The 15,989-nt window shown below is 68.1% G+C and carries 15 protein-coding genes; 6 read left to right on the top strand and 9 right to left on the bottom strand.

Annotation, left to right across the window (positions count from 1 at the left end; genetic code table 11):
- Nucleotides 1-64 precede the first annotated feature (64 nt).
- Entirely contained in the window at nt 65-946 is an 882-nt protein-coding gene (locus H0B54_RS24390) for an MBL fold metallo-hydrolase (protein WP_246472745.1), read from the top strand.
- Nucleotides 947-983: 37 nt separating this feature from the next.
- Here H0B54_RS24390 and ptsP read toward each other — a convergent pair whose 3' ends face one another.
- The 8 genes from ptsP to H0B54_RS24430 all read right to left on the bottom strand — a co-directional run bounded on the left by ptsP (nt 984) and on the right by H0B54_RS24430 (nt 8,276).
- Nucleotides 984-2,756 carry a phosphoenolpyruvate--protein phosphotransferase gene (gene ptsP, locus H0B54_RS24395; protein ID WP_188262471.1) on the bottom strand — a complete coding sequence of 591 codons (1,773 nt, stop codon included), beginning with the start codon at nt 2,754-2,756 and terminating at the stop codon, nt 984-986.
- A complete protein-coding gene (locus H0B54_RS30435; protein WP_172428701.1) occupies nt 2,746-3,009 on the bottom strand; it encodes an HPr family phosphocarrier protein in 264 nt (87 codons plus the stop codon). The genes ptsP and H0B54_RS30435 overlap by 11 nt, the downstream gene beginning before the upstream one ends.
- Before the next feature lie 112 nt (nt 3,010-3,121).
- On the bottom strand, nt 3,122-3,523 hold the full coding sequence (locus H0B54_RS24405) for a PTS sugar transporter subunit IIA (RefSeq protein ID WP_014199776.1): 402 nt from the start codon (nt 3,521-3,523) through the stop codon (nt 3,122-3,124).
- A gap of 120 nt (nt 3,524-3,643) precedes the next feature.
- A complete protein-coding gene (gene rapZ / locus H0B54_RS24410) occupies nt 3,644-4,567 on the bottom strand; it encodes an RNase adapter RapZ (protein ID WP_188262472.1) in 924 nt (307 codons plus the stop codon).
- Entirely contained in the window at nt 4,564-5,091 is a 528-nt protein-coding gene (locus H0B54_RS24415; protein ID WP_188262473.1) for an HPr kinase/phosphorylase, read from the bottom strand. The genes rapZ and H0B54_RS24415 overlap by 4 nt, the downstream gene beginning before the upstream one ends.
- A gap of 132 nt (nt 5,092-5,223) precedes the next feature.
- Complete coding sequence (locus H0B54_RS24420) at nt 5,224-5,655, bottom strand: hypothetical protein (RefSeq protein ID WP_188262474.1); 432 nt, start codon at nt 5,653-5,655, stop codon at nt 5,224-5,226.
- 166 nt (nt 5,656-5,821) lie between these two features.
- Nucleotides 5,822-7,609: a stimulus-sensing domain-containing protein gene (locus tag H0B54_RS24425; protein WP_188262475.1), complete on the bottom strand. Its 1,788-nt coding sequence runs from the start codon at nt 7,607-7,609 to the stop codon at nt 5,822-5,824.
- Complete coding sequence (locus H0B54_RS24430; RefSeq protein WP_188262476.1) at nt 7,581-8,276, bottom strand: response regulator transcription factor; 696 nt, start codon at nt 8,274-8,276, stop codon at nt 7,581-7,583. Before H0B54_RS24430 ends, H0B54_RS24425 begins: the two co-directional genes overlap by 29 nt.
- Nucleotides 8,277-8,673: 397 nt before the next feature.
- Between H0B54_RS24430 and H0B54_RS24435 the strand changes: the two genes are divergently transcribed.
- The 5 genes from H0B54_RS24435 to H0B54_RS24455 all read left to right on the top strand — a co-directional run bounded on the left by H0B54_RS24435 (nt 8,674) and on the right by H0B54_RS24455 (nt 14,001).
- A complete protein-coding gene (locus H0B54_RS24435) occupies nt 8,674-9,441 on the top strand; it encodes a HugZ family pyridoxamine 5'-phosphate oxidase (protein WP_188262477.1) in 768 nt (255 codons plus the stop codon).
- Nucleotides 9,442-9,731: 290 nt separating this feature from the next.
- Nucleotides 9,732-11,600, top strand: a complete 1,869-nt coding sequence (locus H0B54_RS24440; protein WP_282190442.1) for a phosphoenolpyruvate carboxykinase (GTP) — start codon at nt 9,732-9,734, stop codon at nt 11,598-11,600.
- A 279-nt stretch (nt 11,601-11,879) separates the two neighbouring features.
- Nucleotides 11,880-12,740 (top strand): flagellar motor stator protein MotA, encoded by an 861-nt coding sequence (motA, locus tag H0B54_RS24445; RefSeq protein ID WP_014199786.1) that lies wholly within the window; start codon nt 11,880-11,882, stop codon nt 12,738-12,740.
- 14 nt (nt 12,741-12,754) lie between these two features.
- Complete coding sequence (locus tag H0B54_RS24450) at nt 12,755-13,747, top strand: GNAT family N-acetyltransferase (RefSeq protein ID WP_188262478.1); 993 nt, start codon at nt 12,755-12,757, stop codon at nt 13,745-13,747.
- Nucleotides 13,748-13,827: 80 nt separating this feature from the next.
- The gene (locus tag H0B54_RS24455) at nt 13,828-14,001 is read left to right on the top strand and encodes a hypothetical protein (RefSeq protein WP_172428697.1); all 174 of its coding nucleotides are present in this window, start codon (nt 13,828-13,830) and stop codon (nt 13,999-14,001) included.
- Between the two features lie 58 nt (nt 14,002-14,059).
- Here H0B54_RS24455 and H0B54_RS24460 read toward each other — a convergent pair whose 3' ends face one another.
- Entirely contained in the window at nt 14,060-15,409 is a 1,350-nt protein-coding gene (locus H0B54_RS24460) for a peptidoglycan DD-metalloendopeptidase family protein (RefSeq protein ID WP_211109527.1), read from the bottom strand.
- Nucleotides 15,410-15,989 lie beyond the last annotated feature (580 nt).

Genomic DNA, 15,989 nt, shown 5'->3' on the forward strand with positions numbered 1-15,989 from the left:
ACGGGACGGCCATGCCCGCCCACCGTCACACAGGGATAATTCCGTGCTGACCAGACGAACGCTCATGACGACCACCCTGGCGCTCGGCGCGAGTGCGCTCGTCGCCCCGGTCGGTTCCGCAGCCGCTTCCCGCGGCGGCTCGCTGCGTTGGAAACACTTCCCGGCGGGACCGAACGGCTTCTTCCGGGCGCCGCTGCTCCTCACCGGTCCGTCGGAGGCGCTGCTGCTCGACGGCGGCTTCACCTATCCGGACGGACGGGCCATGGTCGAGGCCATCCGGGCAAGCGGGAAGCGGCTGACGGCCATCTACATCAGCCAGTCTGACCCCGACTATTATTTCAGCCTGAAGCCGCTGCACGAGGCGTTCCCGGACACCCGCGTGATCGCCGGCTCCGCGACCGTCGCGGCGATCAAGGGCAACGTCGCCAAGAAGCTGGAGACCTGGGGGCCGCGGCTGAAGGAGAACGGTCCGCAGACGCTGGCCGACATCGTCCTGCCGGAGGTGTTCGACGGCCGGACGCTGACGGTGGACGGGCAAAGCGTCGAGATCGTCACCGCGGAAGGGCTGGCCAACCGCCGTTACCTGTGGGCGCCGTCGCTGAACGCGGTGTTTGGCGGAGTCCTGGTCTTCTCGGGCGTCCATGTCTGGACCGCCGACGCGCCGACGAAGGAAAGCCGTGCGGCCTGGATCGCCGCTCTCGACCAAATGGCGGCGCGGCGGCCGGCGATCGTGGTTCCCGGCCACATGGCGCCGGACGCCGCCACCGACCCCTCCGGCATCGCCTTCACCAAGCGCTATCTTCTCGCCTTCGAGGAGGAGCTGCCGAAGGCCGCCGACTCCGCCGCGCTGAAGGCGGCTATGGAGGCGCGATTCCCTGGTCTCGGCATGGGCGTGGCGCTCGACATCGGGGCCAAGGTCGCCAAAGGCGAGATGACATGGGGTTGATGGGGGCTGAGGCGGCCGGCGCCGTGCGTCGACCGCCTCAGCCTACGGCGTTGAAATCGTCCAGCAGGGCGGCGATGCGCCCGCTGTCGCTCTGGTCCATGATGACGCGGGCGCGGCGGGTGGCCTCCTGAAGGTCCAGCTTGCGGATGCGCCGCTTCACCAGGGGAATGGCCGGCGGCACCATCGACAGGTCGCGCACGCCCAGCCCCAGCAGCAGCGCCGTGTAGCGCGAATCGCCGGCGATCTCCCCGCAGACCGACACCGGGATGCGGGCGCGCAACGCCGCCTCGATGGTGAACTGGATCAGGCGCAGCACCGCCGGGTGCAGCGGGTCGTAGAGCGAGGCGACCTGCTCGTCGCCACGGTCGATGGCCAATGTGTACTGCGTCAGGTCGTTGGTGCCGATGGAGAAGAAGTCGGCGGCGTAGGCCAGCGCGTCGGCGGACAGCGCCGCCCCCGGCACCTCCACCATCACGCCCACCGGCGGCAGCGGGTCGGCGATGGGCACGCCGCGGCGGCGCAGGCGGCGGGCCACTTGGCCCATCATCTCGCGCACGCGCTGCACCTCGGCGACGGAGCAGATCATCGGCAGCAGGATGCGCAGCGGTCCGTGGACGCCGGCCCGCAGCATGGCGGCGAGCTGCGTCTCCAGCAGCTTCGGCTCGCGCAGGCCGAGCCGGACCGCGCGCAGGCCGAGCGCCGGGTTCGCCGGCTCGCCGTAGCGGCCCGCCATCCAGCCGGCCAGCTTCTCCCCACCGACATCCATGGTGCGGGCGGTGACGGTGCGCCCGCCCATGCCCTCCACGATGGAGCGCAGGACGGTGTACTGCTCGTCCTCGTCCGGCAGCTGGTCGCGGTTCATGAACAGGAACTCGGTGCGCAGCAGACCGATTCCCTGCGCTCCGTTCTCCAGCGCGTGGTCGAGGTCGCGCGGCAGTTCCAGATTGGCCTGGAGCGTCACCGCCGTGTTGTCGCGGGTGACCGCGGGAAGCTTGCGCAGCCCCTTCAACTGCTCGCGCTCGCGCTCGCGTTCGGCGCGGCGCTGCCGGTAGTCCTCCAGCACCTCGGGGGTGGGGTCGATGATGACGCGCCCCTGCACCCCGTCGACGATGACCGTGATCCCGTTCTTCAGCCCGGACAGCAGCCCGCCGACGCCCAGCACCGCCGGAATGCCCAGCGAGCGCGCCATGATCGCCGTGTGCCCCTCGGCGCCGCCGAGCACGGTGGCGAAGCCGGCGACGCGGCGCGGGTCGAGCAGGGCGGTGTCCGCGGGGGTCAGCTCCTCGGCCAGGATCACCGAGCCGGGATTCAACATGGAGAAGGCCTGATACTCGTGCCGCATCAGGTTGCGGATCAGGCGCCGCCCCACCTCGCGCACGTCGGCGATGCGTCCGGCGAGGTAGCTGTCCTCCATGCTCGCGAAGGTCTGGGCGATGGTGGCGATCTCCGCCTGCACCGCGGCCTCGGCGTTGACCAGCTCCTGCTGGATGCGGCGCTCGACGCCGCGCGTCAGGCGGGAGTTCGTGACCATCGCCAGATGGGCGTCGAGAAGGAAGCCGATCTCCTCCGACGCGGAGCCGGGCAGCACCAGCGCCTTGGCCTTCAGCTTGCGGATCTGGCGGCGCGCCTTGCCGCAGGCGTCGGCGAAGCGCGTGGCCTCGGCCTCCACCTGATCGGCGGCGAGCGTGTATTCGGGAACGCGGACGGCGCCGCTCTCCACCACATGGGCCGGGCCGATGGCAATGCCGGGCGAAACGCCCAACCCGCGCAACGACCGCCCCTGGCCGGCGGCCGGAACGTCAGTCTTCATCGAACTTGCGGGTGATCAGATCCACGAGAGCCGCCATGGCCTCTTCGGCCTCGCGGCCGTAGGCGTACAGTTCCACCGAGGTGCCGGGGCCGGCGGCCAGCATCATCAGGCCCATGATGGATTCGCCCGACACCTGCGTCTCGCCGCGCCGCACCTCGATCTCGCAATCGAAGGTGGCGACCAGCTTCACGAACTTCGCCGCCGCGCGGGCGTGCAGGCCGCGCTGGTTGCTGATCGTGACGGTCTGGCAGATTTCGGGATTTCTCTCCGGATCCTGTCCGTTCGGAGTCTGTCCGTTCGGACTCTGCCCGCCGATGCCGGAAGCGCCCTGGGCGGGCGTCTTGTCGTCTGGAACGTTCATCGGGTCACCCGTCCGACAGCAGCGAGGAAGCGACGTTGATGTATTTCTGGCCGGCCTCCCGCGCGGCGGTCACGGCGTGGGTCAGCGTTTCCTGGCGGCGCACGCTGGCCAGCTTGATCAGCATCGGCAGGTTCACGCCGGCGATCACCTCGACCTTCGCCTTGTCCATGATGGAGATGGCGAGGTTGGACGGGGTCCCGCCGAACATGTCGGTCAGCACGACGACGCCGGACCCGTCGTCCACGTCGGCAACGGAGTTCAGAATGTCCTGACGGCGCTGCTCCATGTCGTCGTCTGGGCCGATGCACACGGCCCGCACCTGCTGCTGCTCACCCACCACATGCTCCAGCGCGGCGATGAACTCTTCCGCGAGGCGCCCGTGGGTTACCAGAACCATACCGATCATGGGACATCCTTCAATTCTGGAGCCTCCCCCGAAGCCACATTCATATTGCGGCACTTATGAACGATCCCTTATCCGGATCGACCCGCACCTTGGGCCATCCCCCTGGCCAGCCTTCGGCTGTCAGCCGGCCCGCGGGGCTTGCCGTTCCAGTTCCCGGTGGCTGATCCCGACCTTCAGACCCAGCCCGCCCAGCCACGCGGCCAGCCGTTCGGCGACGAACACGGACCGGTGCTTGCCGCCCGTGCAGCCGACCGCGATGGTCAGGTAACTCTTGCCCTCCTGGTTGTAGCGCGGCAGAAGCGGCTGCAACAGGTCCGTCAGATGACGGAAGAACTCGGCGAAATCCGGGTCGCCCTCCACCCGCGCCGCCACGCGGGGGTCCAGGCCGGTCAGCGGTCGCAGATCCGGATCATAATGGGGATTCGTCAGGAAGCGTACGTCGAACACGAGGTCCGCCTCGCGAGGCAACCCCATCCGGAACGAGAAGGAGGTGACGAAGACCTGAAGCGCCGCCTGGCTGCCGATCTGGAAGCTGCCGGCCAGGATGCGGCGCAGGTCGTGGATCGACAATTGCGTGGTGTCGATGGTCACGTCGGCCTGCTGCTTCAGCGGAAGCAGCATCGCGCGTTCCAACTGGATGCCGTCGGGCACCGGGCGGTCGATGGCCAGCGGGTGGCGGCGCCGCGTCTCGGTGAAGCGGCGCTGCAGCGTCTCGTCCCCGCAGTCGAGGAAGACCAGCCGCACGTCCAGCTCCGCGTGGGCCCTCAGCGCCTCCACCTCCTCCAGCATGGCGTGGGCGGAAAAGTCGCGGGTCCGGCTGTCGATGACCAGCGCCAGCGGGCGCTTGCGCGGGTCGGCCTGCTCCAGGAGCGCCGGGACCAGCGAGAGGCGCAGATTGTCCACCGCTTCGTAGCCCAGGTCCTCCAGGGCCTTCAGGGCGACGGACATCCCCGCCCCCGACATGCCGGTGACGAGCACGAGTTGGCCGTCCTGGCCCTTGGGCCGTTCCGGCGGATGGTCTTGCGAGGAGAGACGGTCGGTCATGGCAGGTCCGGAACCTTTCCCAGAGAGCCGGCCCGCGCTGCGCCGGCGGCCAGCTTCAGCTTGGCCGGCGCCGAGGCGTCAAAGGGGCAGAGGGCGAGGCGCGGCACCGTCCGGTCGAGAAGGTCCGCGGTCTCCTCTTCGGGGAGGCGCTCAACGGCGCCGCGCGGCACCAGATCGACGACCAGGCCAACCTCCGCCTCGGTGGCGGTGGGCATGGGCATGATGCCGACGCCCCGCACCTCCAGCAGTCCGGCCAGCGCCGCCGGCGCCGTTGCCATCAGCCGGCCATTGTCCACGCGCAGTTCCACACGGTCATCGGCAACCAACAGCGCCCCCGCCTCGATCATCCGCAGGGCCAGATCGGACTTGCCGCTGCCCGACGGTCCCCGCAGCAGCACCCCGACGGGCGCTTCGCCCCGGTTGCCGCCGTCCCGATTGGGAGCGCCGCCGTTCCCATGGCTTTTGTTCCCATGGCTGCTGTTCCATGTGCCGACCAGGACGCAGGTGCCGTGAATCGTTGCCATGATCCCGCGAAGGTGAGGCGTGCCGCCGGTTCTGTCAATGGGATGCCGAAAATGCATCCTTTTCCCGCTCGATACGCCTCGAATGCGCCGGCGTGACCGCCCTGGCCTGACGCCCGCCGCCCGCTTCCCGCCTCAGCCCGGCCGGTCGCATCCGGCGGTCAGGCCCGGACACGGGCCGGGCCGTGCCGTGCGGCGGATGTCCAGCAACTCGCTGGCCAGAGCGTCGCGCCGCCGGATCATCTCGTCCAGATCGTCCAGCTCTGCGGCTTCCTGGCAGGCCGTGCGAAATTCCTTTTCGCGGGCCAACCGGGTCAGAAGATGGCTGTAGCTGTCGGCGATGGTCGCCAGATGGCGCTGGGCGCCCTGGAGCGCCTGCGCCAGTTGCGTCCGCTCGTCGGCCGACGCCCGCATCATCCGGGCCAGTTCGCCCTGTTGGACGCTGGCGTCGTTGATGAGACGGGCCAGCCGGTAACGGCGGAAGTCGATGACCCTGGCCGACGCTGCGGCGGCCCCGTCGATCTGGCGCGGCGCGATCGGCTTGAGGTCGGACTTGAGGTCTGACATGGCCCCTCTTCCGGTTGGTGACGTCCGGTTGTCGAAAGGCCAGCCGTCGCGGGCGCGGGAATGACCGAAGTTGAGCATCCGCCGCACCCACGACTTTGTCCATACGTCTTTTCTCAAATTGCAACTATGCCGCATCCACCATGTGGAAATCCGCCTTGGAGGTCCATCAGGGGCGGGGCAGGCGCACGGTGAAGACGGCGCCGATCGTCTCCCCATCCGGGCCGAGACGGTTCGCGGCCCGGATGGTGCCGCCGTGGGCCTCGACGATCTGCTTGGAGATCGACAGGCCGAGGCCGGAATGGGTGCCGAACTTCTCGCCGGCCGGCCGCTCGGTGTAGAAGCGCTCGAAGATCGCCTCCTCCTTGCCCTCCGGGATGCCGGGTCCGTCGTCGCTGACCGTCACCTCCACCGCGCCGTCCGGGGTGCGCCGGGTCGCCAGCCGGACCTGCCCGCCGGGCGGCGAGAAGGACAGGGCGTTTGCGATCAGGTTCTGGAAGACCTGGGTCAGCCGCCCCTCCAACCCCTTCACGGTCAGGGACCCGCCCCGCGGCGGCTCGATGACGACGCTCGGCGGGGCCTCCGTCCCATCGCTGGCCTCCTCGCCATCCTCGTCGTTGTCCTCGGCGGTGGCGCGGTGGATGTCGGCGAGCGTGCGGAGCATCGCGCCGATGTCCACCGGCTCCAGCGCGGCGCGGGACAGCTCGGCGTCCAGGCGCGAGGCGTTGGAGATGTCGCTGATCAGCCGGTCCAGCCGCTGCACGTCGTCGGCGATGATCGCCATCAGCTTGTCGCGGCGGGCCGGGTCCTGGATGCGGCTGACCGTCTCCACCGCGCTGCGCAGCGAGGTCAGCGGATTCTTGATCTCGTGGGCGACGTCGGCGGCGAAGCGCTCGATGGCGTCCATGCGCGCCCACAGCGCCGCGGTCATGTCGCGCAGCACGCCGGACAGCTCCCCGATCTCGTCGCCGCGGCGGGTGAAGTCGGGAATTTCCGTATGGCGCCCGTGGCCGGTGCGCAGCCGGTCGGCGGCCTGGGCCAGCTTGCGGATGGGCCGGGCGATGGTGCCGGCCAGATAGAGCGACATCAGGACCGTGACCAGAAGCGCCACCGCGAAGACGCGCAGAATGTCGGTGCGGACCGACCGGATGGCCTCGTCGATCACCGTGCCGCTGCGCGACAGGAGCACCGCCCCCAGCACCTCCTTGTAGCGCTGGACCGGAACGGCGACCGTCAGCAGCAGGTTGGAGCGGGCGACCGGGGAGGCCAGCCGCCACACCGTCGCGCTGTTCTCGCCGGCCAGCGCGCGCTCCACGTTGGGCGGCGGCGGGGCGGTCGATTCGGCGGCGTGGCCCGGCGGCTCGCGGTAGAGCGGCAGGTTCTCGCGGCTCGGCACCACGTCGATGAAGCGGGCGTAGAACTCGTTGACCGCGCGGGACGCCGGGTCCCCGGAGGGCGGCAGCGGCAGTTCCTGGATCTCGATCTTGCCGGGGGAGCCGGTCAGCACCCGGCTGTCCGAGAGCAGCCGCCCGTCCGGGCCGTAGAGCCGGGTGTGCGTCTCGGTCGCCAGCGCCAGCCGGCGGATCATCTGGCGCCCCAGCTCCGGCGACAGCTCGTAGCTTTCCTGTCCCAGCTCCGGCTCGTCGGCGGCCCGCTGCACGGCGCCCTCGCCGAGCGCGGAGGCGAAGATGCGCGCCTCCGTCTCCAGGGCATCCAGCTCCGCCTGGACCAGCCGGTCCTGGTAGCGGCCGAGATAGAGCAGGGCGCCGACCAGAAGCAGCAGCGCCAGCACGTTGACGGCCAGAATCCGCAGGGTCAGCGGCGACGGCACGCCGCGCACCCGGCGCCGTGCCGTTGCGCGCGGTGCGGTTCCGGGCTTGACGGGGGCCTGGGTGGCCGGCTGGGCGGTGTGGTCCGGCGCGCGGACCTCACTCCTTGTATCGGTAACCGACGCCATAGAGCGTTTCAATCTGCGCAAAGTCGGAATCAATGGCCTTGAACTTCTTGCGGAGCCGCTTGATGTGGCTGTCGATGGTGCGGTCGTCGACATAGACGTTCTCGCCATAGGCGGCGTCCATGAGCTGGTCGCGACTCTTCACATGGCCGGGGCGCTGGGCCAGTGCCTTCACCAGAAGGAACTCCGTCACCGTCAGGTCGATGGGCTGGTCCTTCCAGGTGCAGGAATGGCGGGCACCGTCCATGACCAGCGGGCCGCGGGTCAGCAGCGCGCCGGGTTCCGGCGCGGTCTTGTCGCGGGTCGCCGCCTCCCGCCGCAGCAGGGTGCGGATGCGCTCCACCAGCAGGCGCTGCGAGAAGGGCTTCTTGATGTAGTCGTCCGCGCCCATGCGCAGACCCATCAACTCGTCCACCTCGTCGTCCTTGCTGGTCAGGAAGATGACCGGCAGATGGCTGGTCTGGCGCAGGCGCTGGAGAAGCTCCATCCCGTCCATGCGCGGCATCTTGATGTCCAGCACGGCGAGGTCCGGCGGGCGCTGGGTCAGGCCGCGCAGCGCTTCGGCGCCGTCGGTGTAGGTGCGCACCTCGAACCCTTCCGCTTCCAGCGCCATGGCAACGGAGGTCAGGATGTTCCGGTCGTCATCCACCAACGCTACGGTGTGAGACATGTCGTTCGCGTTCCCAATCGCACGCCCCGTTTTCGGCAACCGCTGGTGTCGGCGACCGGCGTCCGCGGCCAATTTCAGCGGATGACCGGCCCCTCACGGTCGCCTACTACGGAAGAATGGTTTCGTCTTATTTCGAAAAGCGGACTTTCCTAATGCTCCACGATGCCCAAGAGGCGGCGCAAAGGCATGAAAAGCCAACTTTTCGCTTTTCCCAACCTATTTGTCTGGGCCAATATGGCACCAATGCGGCGCCGGCGAAACGGTGCTGCGCGGGAGAACGCATTCGTTTCAGGGCATGAGTTCCGACGAGTCCCCCATCCGTCCGACCCCATCGGGGCCGGGCGCCGCGGCGTCATCGGACGTCGGCGGCCAAACGGGAGGCGCCGCAAGGCGCCTGATGCGTGGTGCCGGTCTGGCGGCGCTGTCCACCGCCCTGCGCGGGGATGACGCCCAGCACGACGCCCAGCACGATGGCCGGGGCGGCTGGCCCTATCCCTCATTGGTCCAGGTGGCCTTCGATCTGGATGGGACACCGCTTCTCCTACTCTCCACCCTTGCCGACCACACGAAGAACATCGCGCGGGATCCGCGCGTCGGTCTGCTGTTCGACGGAACGGCGGGGCTGGCGGAGCCGCTGTCCGGGCCTCGGCTGTCCGTTCTCGGGCGGGCCGAGCGCTCGGAGGAGCCGCGCCACCGCGCCCGCTTCCTGGCGCGCCATCCCGGTGCGGCGCTCTACGCCGGTTTCACCGATTTCAGCCTCTACGCCGTGTCGGTGGAACGCGCCCATCTCGTGGCCGGCTTCGGCCGGGTGCGGTGGCTGGACCGGGCCGACCTGCTGCTGCCCGGCGTTCCAGCGGCGCTGGCCGAGGCCGAGAGCGCCATCCTGAGCCACATGAACGCCGACCACGCCGACGCCTTGCGGCTGTACGCCACGGTTCTGGCCGGACGCTCCGCTGACGGCGCCGAGCCTTGGGCGATGACCGGGATCGACCCCGACGGCTGCGACCTGCGCCGCAGCGGCGAAATGGCGCGGGTTGATTTCGATCACAGCGTGGAAAACCCCGGAGACGCTAGGGTCACTCTCGCCGGGCTCGCCCGGCAGGCTCGCCGGAGCGCACCCGGCGCGACCGATGACTCGGTGGATTCGAAGGATCGTGACGGCTAACCACGACGCCGCGGCAAGCGGCGCGCAAAAGAGCGCAACCAGGAGAAAACGTCAGTGGACCATAACGGACCAACCCGTTGCCGTTTTGGGTTTGTGGCCCTGGGGCCACCCCTCTCTTGCCAATCAGGACATCGGGCGCGCCCGGGGGGCGCGTCTGGATGACCGCCGTTCGGCCTTCGGGCCGGGCTGCGGTGGTTTGAGCCGGCGGAAAGACACCGCCACCGAACGAGGACGGCTTCGATAAGGGCCGAAAAGGCCAGCCGTCCGGACCTCCGGGCACCAGCCCCCGCATTCCAGGGGGGCGGCGAACCCGGAGACGAGTTGAGAGGCAAAGGATGACCGGAACGACGCGCACGCGGAACAAGAAGCTCCTGGCTTGGGTCGAGGAGATCGCGAACAAATGCAAGCCCGAGCGGGTGCACTGGTGTGACGGATCGCAGGAGGAATACGACCGCCTGTGCGCCGAGATGGTGGAATCGGGCACCTTCATCAAGCTGAACGAGGCCAAGCGCCCGAACTCCTACCTCTGCCGCTCCGATCCGGGCGACGTCGCCCGCGTCGAGGACCGCACCTACATCTGCTCCGAGCGCAAGGAGGACGCCGGCCCGACCAACAACTGGGTCGCCCCGGCGGAGATGAAGGCGAAGCTGGACGGCCTGTTCGAAGGCTGCATGCGGGGCCGCACCATGTATGTGGTGCCCTTCAGCATGGGGCCGCTGGGCTCCGACATCGCGCACATCGGCGTGCAGATCTCCGACAGCCCCTATGTCGCGGTCAACATGCGCATGATGACCCGCATGGGCCAGAAGGTGCTGGACATCCTGGGCGACGGCGACTTCGTGCCCTGCCTGCACTCCATTGGCGCCCCGCTGGAGCCCGGCCAGCCGGACGTGGCGTGGCCGTGCAACGCCGAGCACAAGTACATCGTGCATTTCCCGGCCGATCACTCGATCGTCTCCTTCGGCTCGGGCTACGGCGGCAACGCCCTGCTCGGCAAGAAGTGCTTCGCGCTGCGCATCGCCTCCTCGATGGGCCGCGAGCAGGGCTGGCTGGCCGAGCACATGCTGATCCTCGGCGTGGAAAGCCCCGAGGGCGAGAAGACCTACGTCGCCGCCGCCTTCCCGTCGGCCTGCGGCAAGACCAACTTCGCCATGCTGGTCCCCCCGGCCGAGTTCGAAGGCTGGAAGGTCCGCACCATCGGTGACGACATCGCCTGGGTGAAGCCGCAGCCGGACGGCACGCTGCGCGCCATCAACCCTGAGGCCGGCTTCTTCGGCGTGGCGCCGGGCACGAGCATCAAGTCGAACCCGAACGCGCTGAAGACTCTGAACGCCAACGTCATCTTCACCAACGTCGCGCTGACCGACGATGGCGACGTGTGGTGGGAGGGACTGACCGACGAGGCGCCGGCCCACCTGATCGACTGGCAGGGCAACGATTGGACCCCGGCGTCGGGCCGTCCCGCCGCGCACCCGAACTCGCGCTTCACCGCCCCGGCGGCGCAGTGCCCGTCGATCGATCCGGCCTGGGAGGACCCGGCGGGCGTTCCGATCTCCGCCTTCATCTTCGGCGGACGCCTGTCCAAGACCTTCCCGCTGGTGTTCGAGGCCTACAACTGGCGCGAGGGCGTGTACTGGGCCGCGACCATGGGCTCGGAGGCGACCGCCGCCGCCGTGGGCCAGGCCGCCATCCGCCGCGATCCCTTCGCCATGCTGCCCTTCTGCGGCTACAACATGGCCGACTACTGGAACCATTGGCTGGCGATGGAAGGCAAGGTGGAGAACCTGCCGCGCATTTACCGCGTCAATTGGTTCCGCAAGGACGAGAACGGCAAGTTCGTCTGGCCGGGCTTCGGCGACAACATGCGCGTCCTGCGCTGGATCGTCGACCGTGTCCGGGGCCGTGCGGTGGATGCGGCGGAGAGCCCGTTCGGCTACATGCCGCGCTACCAGGACCTGAACTGGGCCGGACTGGATTTCGCCGAAGACAAGTTCCGGAAGATCATGGACATCGACCGGAAGGAAGCCGAGGCCGAGGCCAAGGACCAGGAGGAGCTGTTCAACCGCTTCGGCAGCCATTTGCCGGACGAGATCGAGCAGCAGCGCGTGGCGCTCCTCAAGCGTCTGGAGGAGGCTCCCGACACTTGGCGGATCGGCTGATCGAGCCGTCGCCGAATCGTGTGAGCGCGTGGAGAGGGGCCGCCTGCGGGCGGCCTCTTTTCTTTTGCACGGGCCGCTGCGGCGGGGTGCCTTTCGGGTACTCCTTTCGTGACACGATCCTTTGTCACGGCTAGGATCGCGTCCGGCGCCGGGTGATTTACACAAACTCAAGGGATTGCTGCGTCACTGGGCCGGCAGACCGCAAGCACGCCTGCATGACCGGCCTTTCGCGAAGCGGACCGGCTCAGGCACTGAAAATGACGCTGGAGGACGGAAGACATGTTCGTGATGATCGGCTTCGGCGTCGTGGTGTTCAGCGTCTTCGGGGGCTACGTCCTGGGTGGCGGCCACCTGGGCGTGCTGTGGATGCCCTTCGAGTTCATGATCATCCTGGGCTCCGCCGCCGGCGCGTTCCTGATCGGCAACCCAAAAGCGGTCGTAACGCACACAGGCAAGGAACTCGGCCACCTCTTCAAAGGGCCAAAATACAAAAAGGACGACTTCCTCGAACTTCTCACCATGATGTATCAGGTCTTCAAGATCGCGAAGACCAAGGGGCTGCTTGCCCTCGAACAACACATCGAGAAACCCGAGGATTCACCACTCTTCCAGCAGTTTCCAAAATTCTACGGCGACCACCACGCCATCTCCTTCCTCTGCACCTATCTGCGTCTGATGTCGCTCGGGGCCGACAACCCCCACGAACTGGTCGACCTGATGGACGAGGACATTGAGACCATGCACCACGAGCATCAGCGGATCGCCGACGCCATCCAGGCGGTCGCCGACGCCGTTCCGGCACTGGGCATCGTGGCGGCGGTGCTGGGCGTGATCCACACCATGGGATCGATCACCGAGCCGCCAGAGGTTCTGGGCAAGCTGATCGGCGGCGCGCTGGTCGGCACCTTCACCGGCATTCTCGTCGCCTACGGCTTCTTGGCGCCGATCGCCAGCGGCCTGAAGAACATCTACCACGCCGAAGGGAAATACTATCAGGCGATGAAGATCGGTCTGATTGCCCATTTGTCCGGCTACGCCCCGGCCATCTCGGTCGAATACTCGCGAAACGTGCTGGAGCCCGAATACCGGCCGAGCTTCGCCCAGGTGGAAGAGGCCACCTCGGCCCTGCCGCCCGCCTGACGCCGGACCCGCCCATGCCGTCCCCGAGCACTTCCGAAGGCGCCGTCACCATCCTGTGGAACGAGGGGACGGTGGGGGAGTGGGCCTCGCTCTTCGCCCGCGTTCCCCGCTCCACCCTGCCGCAGTGCTTCGCCTATGCCGGGGCCATGGGGCGCACCCATGGCTTCGTGCCGCGGCTCGGCCTGATCCGGCGGGACGGCATCCCCATCGGGATGGTGCAGCTTCTGGAGCGGCGCATGCTCCGCCTGTTCCACCAGCGCCAGATTCACCGCGGCCCGCTGTGGCTCGACGGGGTGGAGCCGGATGTGGCGACCCAGGAGGCGGTCTTCCGCCTGCTGCGCCGGGCCTGTCCCGACAACCTGTTGAACCGCGCCAGCCTGCTGCCCGAATTCGCCGCCGGCCCGGAGGCGGAAGCGATGCTGCGCCGCTGCGGCTTCCGCCGCTTCGGCCCCGGCTACCGCACGGTCTGGCTCGACTTGTCGCGCGGCGAGGACGAGTTGCGCGCCGCGATGGCCCGTGACTGGCGCCAGCGGCTGAAGGGGGCGGAGAAGGCCGGTCTGGTCATCGATCTGGACTGGGAGGCCAAGAACCTGCCCTGGCTGATGAAGCAGGAGCATGAGCAGGCCCTGACCAAGCAGTTCCGCCCGATGACCGGCGCGCTGGCCGTGCGCATCCGCAACGCGCTGCTGAAAGGTGGGGGGAAGGGCGACGGGGTGCTGATGGTTGCCGCCCTAGAGGACCGTTCCAGCAACGCTAAGCCGGCGGCGAGCGCACTCTTCTACATCCATGGCGGCTCGGCCACCTACCAGATCGGCTGGTCCAGCGAGTCGGGGCGAAAGAGCGGCGCGATGCGGCTGGTGCTGTGGCGGGCCGCTCTGGCGCTCAAAGGACGGGGTGTGGGCTGGCTCGACCTTGGCGGCATCAACCCGGAGAGCGCGCCGGGCGTCACGGAGTTCAAGCTGGGGACCGGCGGGCAAGAGGTGGAGAGCGTCGGGCTGTTTCGTTGAAGCCCGCAGCACCGATAAAGCGGGCCGTTGAAACATGGTCCAAACTGTCTCATCCTGATCGCGAGCGGAGGGAGCACGCCATGGCCGAAGACGACATGAAACCGGAAGAGGCGCAACTGGCCATCGCCAAGGCGACTCAGATGAAGCCGCAGGTTCAGGCCATGCGCGACCGTCTCCGCAAGATGGCGGACGACGAGGAGAAGGGCGCCCAGATCCTCGCCAACGCCATCCGCCGCTTCCTTCATCAGGAATAGAGGCATCAGGAGTAGGGGCATCCGGAATACGGGTATCGGGGTTAGGGGCGCCGCCACCTCAGCAGGTGGTGGCCTTGGTGCAGCCCTTGTCCTCGTGCGACCCCGGGGTGCGGGCGAGCTGGAGGCCGCTGCGGGCCTGCTCGAAGGTCTTCTCCAGCGACCGCACCGTCTGTTCGAAGGCCTGCAGTTCACGGCCCTCCAGCTTGTCGCCGGTGGGCAGGTCGATGCTCTTCGGGTTGATCTGCTGGCCGCCCTTCAACACTTCGTAATGCAGGTGCGGCCCGGTGGACCGCCCGGTGGTGCCGACGTAACCGATGACGTCGCCCTGGTCGACACGGGCGCCGCGGCGCGTGCCCTTGGCGATCCGGCTGAGATGGGCATAGGCCGTGGCGATCTGGGTGTTGTGGCGGATGCGGATATAGTTGCCGTAGGCGCCGTTCGGCCCGACCTCCTCGACCACGCCGCCGCCCGCGGCGTAGATCGGCGTACCGGTCGGTGCGCCGAAATCCATGCCCTTGTGCATCTTGCTGAAACCCAGGATCGGGTGATGGCGCATGCCGAAGCCGGAGGTGATCCGGGCGCCGTCGATCGGTGTGCGCAGCAACGCGCGGCGGATGCTCTCGCCGTCCCGGTTGTAATAGTCGATCCGCCCGTCTCGGCTCTTGTGCCGGTAGATCGGATACTCCTTGCCGCTCAGCACCAGCGCGGCGTAAAGTACGTCGCCTTCGCCAGCGCTCTTGCCGTCGGCGGTGATCAGCCGCTCATACAAGACCTCAAAGCGATCGCCCGGCTGAAGGTCGCGCTGGAAATCCACGTCATAGGAATAGTCGCGGATCAGCGCCATCATCACCGACACCGGCACGCCCGCGGCGTTGCCCGCTTCGAACAGGCTCGACCGGATCACCGTTTGCGCGGCGACCGGCTGGCGGGTGACCGCCTTCTCCGATTCGCTTGACGTGAAATCGGTGTCACCCTTGCGGGACACCGAGACGGAGCGCACCACGTCCGGAAGGAACTCCAGCCCGACGAAGCGCTTGGTCCCGCCGCGGCGAGGCTCGAACAGGACGGTGACCTGTTGGCCGACCTGCAGCTTGCGCGGATCATAGACCTTGCGCAGGGCCGCGATGGCGTTGGTCGCCTCGTCCGCCGGGACGTCGGCCCCGGTCAACATGTCCATCAGCGTGTCACCGCGCCCGACGGACAAGATGTGACGGTGCGCGCTCGGCGAACGCTCGTCATCGTCGCCGCCGGTCTCTTTAACGGTGCCCTTGACGACCCGTTCCGGCGGGGCCGTGCGCCCGCCCGCCGCCTGGGCGGGCGGTGCGACCGTGTGGGAGAGGAGCCCCGCCAGACCAGCGGCAACCAGGGCGAGCGTGGGAAGGCCACCGAGCCTCGAACGCACCGTCATCCTCCTATGCTTCCTCACACGTTTCGGACCGTTGTGGCGGCGGGCTGTTCGGCTGCCCAAGGAGCCAACACCTTCTATAGGCGACCATGCGCACCAATTTTGTCACTGTCAACCCGATAGGGGTAACGGCGTCAATCGGTTGGGCGCGCCAGAGCCTGTCCCTCGGGCCGTACGCTCCGCCATGGCGGGGCGCCCGTTCCAGGGAGGGACGGACATACACTGATTCCAGCTTGGACTTCGGTGATAAGTGGCTCTGTGAAGAATTTTTCATGGAAATGCAAAAAGCGCTTGCGCCGGTCGGGGAGGTGCGCCTATAAACCGCTCCACCGACGCGGTGCCGCAGACAAACGCGGCAGCGACGGATCAAAAAAGCGGATGACGATCCAAGGAGCGGCGCCAAGCACTCGGCGCTGTTTGTTTCGTCTCCGGATTTCTGGTTCATCGGTTTTGGCCCTGGTGGCCCACTCCTTCAAGGGAATGGGTGCGGGGTGTTGCGGTTCTCCTGGGGCCGCGGGATCTTGGATATCGTTGATACCGTGTTGTGAGAAGGGATGCGCAGGCGGCGGTTTTGGCCGTTGGC

Source organism: Azospirillum tabaci (genome assembly GCF_014596085.1).
In the GTDB taxonomy this organism is placed as follows: domain Bacteria; phylum Pseudomonadota; class Alphaproteobacteria; order Azospirillales; family Azospirillaceae; genus Azospirillum; species Azospirillum tabaci.

Excerpts from the sequence above, each read along its gene's own strand:
- H0B54_RS24390 (WP_246472745.1), top strand. The coding sequence starts at position 65 with ATGACGACCACCCTGGCGCTCGGCGCGAGTGCGCTCGTCGCCCCGGTC.
- ptsP (WP_188262471.1), bottom strand. The coding sequence starts at position 2,756 with ATGAAGACTGACGTTCCGGCCGCCGGCCAGGGGCGGTCGTTGCGCGGG.
- H0B54_RS24405 (WP_014199776.1), bottom strand. The coding sequence starts at position 3,523 with ATGATCGGTATGGTTCTGGTAACCCACGGGCGCCTCGCGGAAGAGTTC.
- rapZ (WP_188262472.1), bottom strand. The coding sequence starts at position 4,567 with ATGACCGACCGTCTCTCCTCGCAAGACCATCCGCCGGAACGGCCCAAG.
- H0B54_RS24415 (WP_188262473.1), bottom strand. The coding sequence starts at position 5,091 with ATGGCAACGATTCACGGCACCTGCGTCCTGGTCGGCACATGGAACAGC.
- H0B54_RS24420 (WP_188262474.1), bottom strand. The coding sequence starts at position 5,655 with ATGTCAGACCTCAAGTCCGACCTCAAGCCGATCGCGCCGCGCCAGATC.
- H0B54_RS24425 (WP_188262475.1), bottom strand. The coding sequence starts at position 7,609 with ATGGCGTCGGTTACCGATACAAGGAGTGAGGTCCGCGCGCCGGACCAC.
- H0B54_RS24430 (WP_188262476.1), bottom strand. The coding sequence starts at position 8,276 with ATGTCTCACACCGTAGCGTTGGTGGATGACGACCGGAACATCCTGACC.
- H0B54_RS24435 (WP_188262477.1), top strand. The coding sequence starts at position 8,674 with ATGCGTGGTGCCGGTCTGGCGGCGCTGTCCACCGCCCTGCGCGGGGAT.
- motA (WP_014199786.1), top strand. The coding sequence starts at position 11,880 with ATGTTCGTGATGATCGGCTTCGGCGTCGTGGTGTTCAGCGTCTTCGGG.
- H0B54_RS24450 (WP_188262478.1), top strand. The coding sequence starts at position 12,755 with ATGCCGTCCCCGAGCACTTCCGAAGGCGCCGTCACCATCCTGTGGAAC.
- H0B54_RS24455 (WP_172428697.1), top strand. The coding sequence starts at position 13,828 with ATGGCCGAAGACGACATGAAACCGGAAGAGGCGCAACTGGCCATCGCC.
- H0B54_RS24460 (WP_211109527.1), bottom strand. The coding sequence starts at position 15,409 with ATGACGGTGCGTTCGAGGCTCGGTGGCCTTCCCACGCTCGCCCTGGTT.